Origin of the sequence: uncultured Parolsenella sp., assembly GCF_934660935.1 — a bacterium.
Lineage (GTDB): Bacteria > Actinomycetota > Coriobacteriia > Coriobacteriales > Atopobiaceae > Parolsenella.
The window spans coordinates 1-12,629 of the sequence record NZ_CAKUIH010000011.1 but is presented as its reverse complement, the minus strand read 5'-3'; the positions used below and the strand labels follow the sequence as shown (position 1 = coordinate 12,629).

Below are 12,629 nucleotides of genomic sequence, written 5' to 3'. Positions count from 1 at the left end.
TAGGGTGGGCAGAAAAAACTCTCAAAGATTTTTAAATTTCTGTTGACCTACGGCATCGGGTTGGCTTATTATAGCCAAGCGCGATGTGGCAGACACACCGCATGTGGGCCCGTAGCTCAGTTGGTCAGAGCGTCCGGCTGATAACCGGGAGGTCACAAGTTCGAACCTTGTCGGGCCCACCACCTTTTTGCCAATAAACGCCCCAGCGTGAGCCGAGTCGCCGCTGGGGCGTTTATTACTAAAAGGGGACGTAGCTCAGTTGGGAGAGCGCGGGCTTTGCAAGCCTGAGGTCGTGGGTTCGATCCCCATCGTCTCCACCAGTCTGTTTCGCCGGAGTGCTTCTCCGGCGTTTTTTATGCTGACCTCCTCTGCGCCCGGTATTCGCGCTCTCAAGGCATCTCTGAATGCCTACCAACGAAGCGTGAAAGAGCGTAATCGTTATCCTTCTCCCGAGCTCTGATATCAGCTTCAAAAGCGATGAACATTTGGGACTTTTGTCGCGGTTTTATTGTCCCCCCCCCTCGAATATCGTGCGAAGATAGGTGGAGAGATGAAGGGAGGCAACTCGTGCGCGTAACTAGACGGTTTCGGCATATTGTTCCCTCCCGCTATTTCTCGCGGGAGCTATTTATCGAGGTTGCCTCTTTCTCCCTCTATTTCTTTACCTGGAAGCTCTGCATGTCCGTAACGCTTGGGCGCACTCCTCGCCTTGCGGATCCTGGCGTCATAGGGAACGTATACGCGATCCTGCTCGCCTTTACGGGGCTTGGCTATGTCCTTTTCTGGGTAGCGGGATCCTATCTTTCCGGCTCGATGGAGAAAAGAACTGCCGCTGCCGCTGCGATGTCTTTTTGCGTTACCGGAGCCATCGGGATGGCGGCAACCCTTCGCCTGCCCGGCTTCCTTATCGCGAGCAGTGTGACGATTCTGGCCCTTGGCTACATTGGCGCAGCCGTCCATTGTGGATTTAGCCTCGTGTCGTGCGAGAGTGCGGTCTCTGGGCGAGCGCTTGGAATTGGCATGGGTGTCGCCTCCCTGCTCCAGTATCTTGTCGAGACCCTCGGGATGACCCCCGCGGCCTTTGTGATTTGCGTAACCCTGAGTGCGATTGTCATCTTGTGGCTTGCCGGCCGTCCCGCTAGGCAATGGTTGTGCGACCCCCAGTCATCGACTCAACAGGTATCTGGCGTGAGTAGGAGATCGATTATTCTTCTTGCGGTTGCTGCTACCGCCATGACCCTCGACTATGGTCTTCTCGACGGCGTTCTTGTCTGGAACTATGCAAACGGGAATGTCATCAGCACCGGTCTCTCCAAGATCGTCTACTCGCTTTCGCTTCCACTCGTTGGCGTGCTGTTTGACCTGAAGAAGGGTCACCTTCGCTCCCTCATCACGATATGTGCGATGTTCCTTGTCGCTGCGGCGGTGCCCGCGGCGGAAACGCCGGAAGGAATGCCCGCCGCTACCTTCATTGCGGGAATATATGGTTCTTTCTATGTCATGTATCTCAGCGCGAGTTTCATGAGGGTGGCACCTAAGACATCTTGTCCGGAGATCGTTGCAAGTATGGGGAGGGCCATCAGCTGTCTTGTGGGCGCTTTGGGTGCATTGCTCGCTCGCCCACTCTTCGAGTCACTGGGCGTGGTCGTGACTGTGACCGTATCATGCTTACTGTCGATCGTCTGCCTTCTCGTCCTTGTCCGTGACATCGCGTGGGGAATTACGGAGGACCTGGACGAGGAGAAGGCGGGGATCGGCGATGCCCTCATTCAGGAGCCCGCCCTTCCGTCTCGCGAAGAGGCGCTCGCCCTATACGCCGAGAAGATTGGCCTCACCGCGAGGGAGAGGGAAGTGTATAAGTCCCTCCTGACGACGGAGCTCGGTGTTCAAGAGATCGCGGATGGTCTGTTCGTCTCGCGCCGCGTGGCTCAGAGGCATATCTCCGCCATCTACGAGAAGGCGGGAGTGACTACGCGCGTTGGTCTCTATCGAGAATTCGACGCTTGGTTCGACGAGCTCAGGACTCGCGATCAGGGTTAGGGCAAGAGGGGCTTGGGGGCGTTTAATCGCCCCTCCGCATCGACAAATATGCGCCTCCGCAGCCAACGCATGGCCTTGTTTTCCCATACCGTTCGCGGAAACAGTGATTTTTAGAACAGGTTAATCTACCTGCGAGTTCTCAAATTTGGCACACATGTGACCTATTGAATTGACCTCGATTTCCTGACGATAAGCTCGGTTATCTAGCTTTCGTCGGAGGAGGTCACCATGAAGCGACTAAGGCTTCTGTTGTTGTTTGCGTTATTCCTTACGTTAACTCCCGTCTCAGCATTTGCCGCCACGGCTGGCGCCGAGACGGTGGCTGATCCCTCCTCTGCGTCGACATGGCGTAACTGGGGTCTCGAAAACTCAACAGAGAACGTCGGCCGCATCTGGACGGACAAGACCGTCTCGAACGATAATATCGTCCTCTCTGGCGCGGACGGTGATATGACGATTGAGAAGGGTAATGGCTCGGATTTCCTGACGTCCCTCTCCGCCATCTCATCGACGTCGAACCTGACGATGACGTCCTCGACGCCCCTGGACATAGTTCTCGTTCTTGACGCCTCTGGCTCGATGGACGACTCGATGGGCAACCGTGACTCCACCAAGCGCATCGATGCGCTCAAGGCTGCCGCCAACGCCTTCGTCGACGAGATCGCGAAGGCAAACGAGGGTATCTCGGACGCAAGCCAGCAGCATCGCGTCGCCGTGGTGAAGTTTGCCGGTGACGGCACGGAGCGTATCGGCAACGATACCTATTGGTCTGGCGGCTACAAATACAACTACAGTCAGCGCATGCTTGGGCTCACCGCCTGCACGCAGGACGGCAAGGGGACCATCACCTCCCGCATCAACGCGATCGACCCTGCCGGCGCCACCCGCGCCGACGAGGGCATGAGCCAGGCCAAAAAGGCACTCGACGACAACCCACGCCCCGGCGCCAAGAGGGTCGTCGTGTTCTTCACTGATGGCACTCCAACCATGAACAGCGACTTCAGCTCGCGTGTTGCCAACTCCGCCGTCTCCACCGCCAAGGCTCTCAAGGATGGTGGAACCACCATCTACACCGTTGGCATCCAGAATGGCGCCAATCCTTCCGCTGACCCCAACGGCTGGGGAGCTACGAAGGAAAACAAGTTCCTGCACGCCGTGTCCAGCAACTATCCCGCTGCAACGAAGTATGACGAGCTTGGTGCGCGCGCGACTGACTCCGACTTCTATAAGACCGCGACGAGCGCCAACGATCTCAAGGATGTCTTTAGTGGAATCTCACAGGACATCGTGAGTGCTGCCGGTCATCCCACCGATGTCGTCGAGGGTGCCGAGAACACGTCTGGCTACGTGACGTTCACCGACCAGCTGGGCGACTACATGAAGGTCGACAGCTTCAAGAGCATTGTGTTCGCCAAGCAGGTCTTCTACAACCCGGATAAATCCACTTCCGGAAACGTCGATACCTACACGTTCCACGGCACGGCCGGCAACTTGCTCTATCCCGCGGGTGACCTCAAAGACATTATCATCCGTGTCGAGCGTTCCGATGATGCCCGGACTGGCGACAAGGTGACCGTCTCCATTCCGGCGTCCCTCATTCCGCTTCGTCATTTCAACGTCGACGAGGATGAGGGAACCGGCGACGTGACGCTGACGTTTCCCATTCGCGTGTTCTACGGGTCGAGCCTCAAGGAAGAGGCGATTGATCTCCTCGCGAACCCCGACGAGGCCATGGCGGACTACATTGCCAGCCACACAGATGAAGAGGGAAAGGTTTACTTCCTCGCGAACGCGTACTCCGGTGGGGAGGATGGAGACACGACGTCTGCATTCACTCCTGCGACGGGTAACAGCTACTACTACATCACCGAAGACACTCCGCTCTATCTCAACGCCGAGTGCACCCAGCGTGCTCGTGATCCGTTGAGCGGTTCTGCGACGTATTACTACAAGCGCTCCTGGTACGACATCGCTGACGAAGCGGCCACCAAGTCTTCGAGCGTGGTCTCCTTCCCCGGCAGCGTTGCCGAGGGTGTTACGGGTGCAATTGCCACTGATGAGTCCGGATATCTCATCTTGAGGAAGGGTTCGCGCCGCCTCACCTATATCAACGAGCTTCTTACCAATAAGGGAAGCAACGCAACGACAACCGCCTCCTCCATCATCAACCCCCACTGGAATGGCAGGACAATCAACGTTGCCCTTGGCAACAACGGTCGCATCTCGCTCGAGCAGCCCGGAACGCTCGCGATTTCCAAGACGGTCGCTGTTCCCGCTGGCTTTGACGAGGATTACTACAACGACCTCGACTTCACGTTCAACATCTCGATCCCCGGCGCCGCCGGCAAGACGTTCAAGGCCACCGTTAAGGGCGAGGACGGGACGGTCCATGGTGACGAGTCCTGGGACCTCACGCTCGACGTCGCCGGCAATGCCACGCACACGCTCAAGCACGGAGAGACGCTCTACGTGTATGGCCTCGCTCGGGGAACCGCTTACACCGTGACCGAGAAAGCCGCGAGCGGCTTCGAGACTTCGCCCTCCACCGCGCAGGAAGGTGTGGTCGAGGCTGGGCTCGAGGCTAAGGCGGAATTCACGAACACTTACTCCGCTACGGGAACGCTCTCCGGTGGAGAGAGCCTCGTTGGCGAGAAAATCCTCAATGGCCGCGATTGGCTTGCGAACGATAGCTTCACCTTCATCCTCCAGGGTCTCGACGGTGCTCCCATGCCGGAAGGCGCCGAGCGAGACATCTCCAAGGTGGTCGTGACGAGCCCCGAAGGCACGGCCTCCGGCACGCCTGTCGCCTTCAGCTTTGGTGACATCGCCTACGAGACGCCCGGAACATACGTCTACCAGGTCTTCGAGCCTGCCGAGGAAGCCACGACGCCCGGTGTGTCGACCTCGCTCGCCCTCTACACCGTGACCGTCACGGTCGAGGACAACCACGACGGAACGCTTGCTGCCTCCTCCGAGATCACGCGCGTCCACGACGACCTCGGTGCCAACGTCGCCGCCGATGCTGCCTCGACGGACGTCGCGAGGTTCACGAACACCTTTGACGCCACTTCGCAGGACTGGGCACCCATCGCCACGAAGACGCTGAGCGATGCGTCCGGCGCGCTGCCCCTCCAGTCCGAGATGTTCGAGTTCTCGCTGACGCCTATGAACGGCGCACCCATGCCCGCCGGCGCGACCGAGCTCGTTGGCCACAACAACGCCCATGGCGTCGTGGTCTTCGAGGGCATCACCTTCACGAATAAGAACGTGGGCAAGACCTACCAGTACAAGATTTGCGAGAAGGTCCCCGCTGACGCTCGCCCCGGCATGACGTATGACGCTACGGTCTGGATCGCGACCGTGACCGTGACCCACGAGACCGTCGACGGTGAGAACCTCGTCAAGGTTTCCGCGACCTATACGCGCGAGGGGGAGTCCGACGGGCTCGCCGAGGCCGCGTTCGAGAACTCCTATACGCCCCAGGCGTTCGCTGAGTCCGGAATCATCAAGGGCGAGAAGCAGCTTGTTGGCCGAGACATGCTCGATACGGATAACTTCAACTTCTCCCTGAGCCTCGTCTCTGGCCCCGAGAACGGCGTCGCCTCTGACATGGCCCTCGAGCACAAGACCAACGGCAACGTGGTCAACTTTGAGTCTGGCGAGATGACGTTCACCAAGCCCGGCGAGTACACTTTCGCTATTCGTGAGAACGCTCCTGCCGAGGATAGCGCGGGCATCACGTGGGACCGTCACGTCGCCACCGCAACCGTCACTATCGTTGACGACAATGGCAAACTCGCCCTTGGGAACGTCTCCTACGACAACACGACCTCCGCGATCGATGCGGACAAGGACGTCACCGATCACGCGGCCTTTACGAACGTCTACGCGCCCACCGAGGTCGCCTACTATCCCGGCCTTACCGTGAGCAAGGTCCTCACCGGCCGCTCCATGGATATGGGCATGTTCTCCTTCACCATTACTGGCAAGGATGCAACCGCCGAGGACGGCACTGTTGCTGCGACGGCTGACGAGGCAAATGCCCTGCTCTCTGATTCCGACAAGAGCTTCTCGAACACCCAGAGGCGCGCAAGCGGCGTCGCCGAGGATATGGCAAAGCTGTCTGACATCGTCTTTAGTGCAGAGAACGCCAACAAGACCTACGCGTTCGAGGTGGCAGAGGTCACCCCTGCCGACGAAGACAGGGTCCCTGGCGTTACCTATGACAATCACACGCACGAGGTGGCCATCTCCGTCATCGATAACCTTGACGGCACGCTGACAGTTACGACGAAGATTGATGGTCAGGTCGTGAGCGACGGCAGCCGTAGGGTTCTGTTCGAGAACGCGTACCATGCCGCGGACGCCAGCTTCGCCACGGCTGACTTCGGCCTGACGAAGGTCCTTGAGGGTCGCGACTGGCGGGACGGCGACAGCTTCGCCTTCCTGCTTGAGGGCGTCAACGGCGCTCCCGTCCCCATGGGTGACGACGGCGCTCCCTCCACGAGGGTCGTCCTTGGTCCCGATGACGTTGCCGATGGCGCGGCCATGATCGACTTTGGCTCCATCGTGTACACGCAGCCTGGCCAGTACGACTACAGGGTCACCGAGGAGCGCGGAAGCGCTGGTGGCATGAGCTACAGCGACAACGTCGCCGCCTTCCGTGTTACCGTGCGAGACAACACGGAGACCGGCAAGCTCGAGGCGACCGTCAGCCGCATCTCCGGTGACAGGGAGTTCGTCAACACGTATGACTCGAGCATCCCGTCTGACCAGCTCGTGAGCCCCCACTTCTCCAAGGTTCTCGAGGGTCGTGATTGGCGCGCTGGCGACAGCTTCACCTTCACCATTAACGCTAAGACCCCCGGAGCGCCGCTTCCCGTTGATGCTAATGGCACAGAAGTCACCAGCGTGACCGTCAGCAACGCTGCCGAGGCTGCTGACTTCACGTTTGGCACCATCCCGTTCACCTACGACATGGTGCGTGACGGCGAGCGCACGTTCGTCTATGAGGTCACCGAGAATGCCTCTGGTATCCCTGGAATCTCTGACGATAAACATACCGCGACGGTGACCGTAACGGTCGCTGACCGGGGCAACGGCACGATGAGCGCCGTCGTGGCGAACGGGAGCAACGTCTTCACGAACACCTACAGCTCGCAGCTCGACTACACCGCTGCCGGTGGCCTGAGCGTAACGAAGAGGATGGACGGCCGTGCGATGAGCGCGGGAGAGTTTGGGTTTGTCGTCACCGCGACCGGTGATGGCGACAAGCTCGGCATTGCCGGCGAGCACGCCAACTCCGCAGCTCCTGACGGGGGCGAGGCCCTTGTGGTGAGCTCTCCTGCTGGCGTCAAGTTTACCCAGGAAGATGTGGGGAAGGTCTACTCCTACACCATCACCGAGAAGGGCGGCAATCTTGGTGGCGTCAGATATGACGCAACGAGCTATAACGTCGTGATCACCACGGCTGATGACGCCTCTACCGCCAAACTCACGGTAACGACGCACGTCACGAGCACGTCTGGTGTCGACAACACGTACTCCTACGTTGCCGGTTCTGACGCGAACGCCGCTGCGAAGGTCTCCTTCAAGAACTCTTACGTTGCCACCGGTGAGACAGCCCCCATCGTGGGCACGAAGTCCATGACGAACGGCCTCATGTTCAATAACGACTTCAACTTCCGCCTGGTCTATGGCAAGGACACCGGCAGGGTCGTTTCCACTGCCACGAACATCGACCGCCAGGTGAAGTTCGGGACCCTGTCCTACGACAGCGATATACTCGCCGGCCTTGTTCGAGAGGGTCTCGCTACTCGCACGGGCAACACTTGGACGATTCCGTACGTTGCCTACGAGGTGACTGACGGTCTCAGCGATAAGGGCGTGACGCCCACGGCGTCGAGCTTCTCCTTCAACGTGACCGTTGTGGATAACGGCGACGGAAAGCTGACTTGCACCACGGACCTCTCTGACGGTGGCCTCGCGTTCCTCAACACGTACGCGACGGGCGAGCCCGTTTCCATCAACCTTGTGGGCTCCAAGCAGCTCCGCGTGCCTGAACTCCTTGATGGTACCGATATCACCGGGAAGTTCACTTTCACCGTCGAGGGCGAGATTGGTGCCCCCATGCCCACCCGCACCTTGACCACGAACGATGCGAACGGCAACGTCGACTTTGGCTCGATCAAGTTTACGCTCGAGGACCTTCTGAAGGCCCTTGGCGAGAACGTCGAGACCAATGATGCCGCTGGCGAGGCGGAAGGTGCGGGCGCCGCGGCTGGCGACGCCGCTGTCCTGGGCGAATCCTCACCCACGCCTAACGCGCAGCTCAACGAGCCTGCGGTGGGAGAGACCGGGAACCCCGCTGTCGATTCCGAGCCCGACGCTGCTCCTCCCGCAACTCAGGAAGCCGCTCCCGCGCCGTCTGAGGGCGCTGCGTCTGAGTCCGCTCCTGCCGCGGAGTCCGAGTCCGCTCCCGAGCCGGCACCTCAGGCCCTTGCTAACCACGACGTTGAGGCGGACACCGTCGCCACTGCCTCCTGGCGTAGGTCTCGCAGGCTGATGCGCGTCGTCTCCGACAGCGCCGCTGCCGCGACCGATGGCGAAACCGGCGCCGAGCCCGTTCGCGAGCGCTCCCACACCTACCGCTACGTCATCACCGAGAGCGGTTCTGCGAAGGGCGTCACGAACGACGAGCAGTCCTCGCGCACCGTGTACATCAAGGTTACGGACGACGGCCGTGGCAAGCTCACCGTCGCTCGCGTCGACGCGAGCGGCAAGGAGCTCGATGGCCCGGCCTTCACCTTCACGAACTCCTACAGCGTCACGTCTACCACTTCGAGCGTCACCGATCAGATCAAGGTCCACAAGACCCTGACCGGGCGCACCCTCGATGAGAACGAGTTCACGTTTGATCTCCTCGAGGGGGATGCGATCGTTGCTACTGGCAAGAACGACGCGTCCGGCAATGTGGTTCTGAGCCCCATTAAGTACACCGCTCCTGGCGTCCACAACTACACGATTCGCGAGCATGGCTACGGGACCACCGCGAATGGCGTTACGTATAGCGATGCAACCTACCGTGTGACGACGACCGTCGTGGACAACGGGGACGGAACCCTCGGCGTTACTCACAAGCTCGTAGATGCGGGTGAGGTTGAGTTCGAAAACGTCTACACTGCCAAGCCCACGAAGCTCGCGCTCACCGCGGCCAAGGTTCTCGAGGGCGCAGACCTCAAGGCTGGCCAGTTCACCTTCAAGCTCTCCGGTGGTGGTGTCGAGCTCACCGCGACGAATGACGCGAACGGTCAGGTTACGTTCTCCGAGCTCTCCTTCACGCAGGCCGGCACCTACACGTTTACCATCTCCGAGGTGAACGATGGCCAGCAGAGCGTCACGTACGACGAAACGGAGCGCAAGGTCACCGTCACGGTCGAAGACGATCTTCAGGGCAACCTCATCGCGAGCGTGAACCAGGAGGAGCTCGCGGCTTGCGTGTTCCGCAACACGTACACCAAGCCCGAGGAACCCGCGAAGCCCTCGACCCCGACGCCGCCCACGAAGTTCATCCCCCAGACGGGTGACCCCATCGAGTCCGCACCCATCGTGGTTAGCGCGGTTCTCGGCGTCGCCATCCTCGCCGTCGCCCTTGTCGTGAGCAAGAGGGGCAAGAGGAGCTAGGGGACCAAGAAAACCTAAGCCGGCGCGGCTCCTCCCATTGCCGCGCCGGTGAGGGTCTGCCCCCCTTCCACCGGGCGGATTCGTCAAGCTTCTCCCGTTCTCCTTTCGCAACCCCCCGCCCGGTGTTCTGGGAGCCGAGGTCAATTGGCCTCGGCTCCCTTCTCTTTTGGCATGGAGCGCGCAACCTCGTGCGCGGATGCGTTACCATCTTTTCGACATCACGGCGAACGCGGAGGGTGACACATGGCGGACAATCACGGCAACGGCGGCGTTTCCGCTCAGACCGACGAGCTCGGCAGCATCCTCATGGGCGAAGCCCTCGACCGCCTCGCTGCTGGCGAGGACTTCTCCGTCGTCGCCACCGCTGCGGATTCCCAGGGCCAGCGTATGACCTGCGAATTCGACGATGATTCCGCCGAACAGTGCCTCGAAGCGGCCCGCATGTGGGTTCGCAACGGCGCTCGTGGCGAGGACAACGCTCGCGTCATTGGCAAGCCCGCCTGCTACGCCATTGCGTACCTTGGCGCGGTTGCGGATGAGGACGACGTCTTCCGAGATGCGCTCATCCTCGAGTTTGGCGAGCGCGGCGCCGAGTGCGGCTACTCCGCCTTCTCGCTCGTCGAGGGGATTGGCGCGGGCGATAACCTCGCCTGGAGCGATCCCGCCCCGGCCGGGGAGACCCCGAGCCTGCTGTAGGACTCGCCACGGCGGTTTTTAGCCCGCCCCTCGACAAGCCCATAAGCCCTCGCGCCATTCTCGGTGCCTGTCCATCCGAGTGAGACCGGTCTCAACCGTGATACCTCGATGGATGCGCTTGTGAGGAAAGCAACCTACCGTCCACCGCGCTAAACTAAGCCGTTGGCCGAGAATTCGGCCCAAACATGCCATATCGCGCGTAATCCGACGCGCCGCACGAGATTGAGGATAAACATGCGCCAGGAACACCTACGCAACATCGCCATCATCGCCCACGTCGACCACGGTAAGACGACCATCGTTGACAAGCTCCTGCGCGCCACCGACGCCTTCCGCGAGAACCAGCAGGTCGAGGACCGCGTGCTTGACTCCAACGACCAGGAGCGCGAGCGCGGCATCACCATCCTCGCCAAGAACATCTCCATCGAGTACAAGGGCGTCAAGATTAACGTCCTCGATACCCCGGGCCACGCTGACTTCGGCGGCGAGGTCGAGCGCGTCCTCAAGATGGCCGACGGCGCTCTGCTGCTCGTCGACGCCTTTGAGGGCCCGATGCCCCAGACGCGCTTCGTGCTCCGTCACGCCATCGACGGCGGCCTCTCCATCATGATCGTCGTCAACAAGATCGACCGCCCGGGCGCCAACCCCGAGAAGGCCTACAACGACTGCCTCGACCTCATGGCTGACCTCGGCGCCACGGACGAGCAGCTCGAGTTCGCCATGGAGCACGTCGTCTATGCGAGCGCGATGAACGGCTACGCTCGCCTCGATCCGTCTGACGACAACAACGACATGTACCCGCTTCTTGACATGATCATCGACGACATGCCCGCCCCCGAGGCCGACGTCGACGCTCCGCTGGCCATGCAGTGCGTGACGATCGACCACTCCGAGTATGTGGGCCGTATCGGTATCGGCCGCATCTACTCCGGCACCATTCACGACGGCGATCGCATCCTCGTCGTCAAGAACGACGGCTCGCGCGCCGAGGCCACCGTCAAGCAGCTCTTCACCTTCGACTACCTCGGCCGCACCGAGTGCCAGGAGGTCAGCGCCGGTGACATCGCAGCTGTCGTGGGCATCGACCGTACCGACATCGGTGACGTCTACACCGATCCGGAGAACCCCGTCGAGCTTGACCCGATCGAGATTGACCCGCCGACCCTCGCCATCGTCTTCGAGGCCAGCACGAGCCCGCTCGTCGGCCGCGAGGGTGACATCGTGGGCGCTCGCCAGCTCAAGGAGCGCCTCATGAACGAGGCCGAGAACAACGTGACCATGCGCATCGAGGAGCTCCCTGACAAGACGGGCGTCGAGGTCGCTGGCCGAGGCATCCTCCACCTCTCCGTCCTCATGGAGACCATGCGCCGCGAGGGCTTCGAGTTCCAGGTTGGCCGTCCGCGCGTCCTCATCAAGAAGGACGAGAACGGCAACCGCATCGAGCCGATCGAACAGGCTGTCGTCGAGTGCCCGGGCGAGTACTCCGGCAAGGTCATCGAGCTTTTCGGTAACGCCTCCGGCACCCTGACCAACCTCGAGCAGGGCGATACCATCTGCCACATCGAGTTCAAGATCCCGACCCGCGGCATCATGGGCCTCAAGAACCGCATCCTCAACGTCACCCACGGCGAGGGCGTCTTCTATCACACCTTCCTCGAGTACGGCCCGTTCGCTGGCGAGATTGGCGTGCGCAACAACGGCGCCATGATTTCCATGACCACCGAGAAGGCCGTCGCCTACGCCCTCGGCACGCTCCAGGAGCGCGGCCAGCTCTTCGTGGGTCCTGGCGACGAGTGCTACGAGGGCATGCTCGTGGGCGAGCGCTCCAAGCCCGGCGACATGGTCGTTAACATTGCCCGTTCCAAGCAGCTCGGCAACCAGCGTAGCTCCACGGCAGACATCGCCGTTCAGCTCACCCCGCCGCGCACCTTCTCCCTCGAGGAGGCGCTCGAGTACATCATGGACGACGAGCTCGTCGAGGTCACGCCGAAGAGCATCCGCATGCGCAAGCGCATCCTTAACGCGATCGAGCGCAAGAAGGCCAACGTGCGCGCCGGTCTCGTGAACAAGTAAGCCGTCCTCGCGATTGTCGTGAGTAGAGAGGGGCGTGTCGCAGATGCGACGCGCCCCTTATTCAAGACTTTAGTCTGCTGGCCGCGCAGCGGCCAGCTTTAAACCACCCGCTATGCGGGTGGAGACAAACGGCTTTA

Annotated in this window: 4 protein-coding genes and 2 tRNA genes; all 6 read left to right on the top strand. The window is 60.9% G+C overall.

What is annotated here, in order from left to right:
- The first annotated feature begins 105 nt into the window (after window positions 1-105).
- The 6 genes from Q0H23_RS06370 to typA all read left to right on the top strand — a co-directional run bounded on the left by Q0H23_RS06370 (window position 106) and on the right by typA (window position 12,492).
- A tRNA-Ile gene (locus Q0H23_RS06370) sits at window positions 106-182 on the top strand.
- Between the two features lie 62 nt (window positions 183-244).
- Window positions 245-320 (top strand) — tRNA-Ala (locus Q0H23_RS06365).
- 358 nt (window positions 321-678) lie between these two features.
- The gene (locus Q0H23_RS06360) at window positions 679-2,040 is read left to right on the top strand and encodes a helix-turn-helix transcriptional regulator (RefSeq protein ID WP_293836768.1); all 1,362 of its coding nucleotides are present in this window, start codon (window positions 679-681) and stop codon (window positions 2,038-2,040) included.
- A 228-nt stretch (window positions 2,041-2,268) separates the two neighbouring features.
- On the top strand, window positions 2,269-9,723 hold the full coding sequence (locus Q0H23_RS06355) for an FctA domain-containing protein (RefSeq protein WP_293836766.1): 7,455 nt from the start codon (window positions 2,269-2,271) through the stop codon (window positions 9,721-9,723).
- Window positions 9,724-9,966: 243 nt separating this feature from the next.
- A complete protein-coding gene (locus Q0H23_RS06350) occupies window positions 9,967-10,419 on the top strand; it encodes a hypothetical protein (RefSeq protein WP_293836764.1) in 453 nt (150 codons plus the stop codon).
- Window positions 10,420-10,653: 234 nt separating this feature from the next.
- Window positions 10,654-12,492, top strand: a complete 1,839-nt coding sequence (gene typA, locus Q0H23_RS06345) for a translational GTPase TypA (protein ID WP_293836762.1) — start codon at window positions 10,654-10,656, stop codon at window positions 12,490-12,492.
- The last annotated feature ends 137 nt before the right edge of the window (window positions 12,493-12,629 follow it).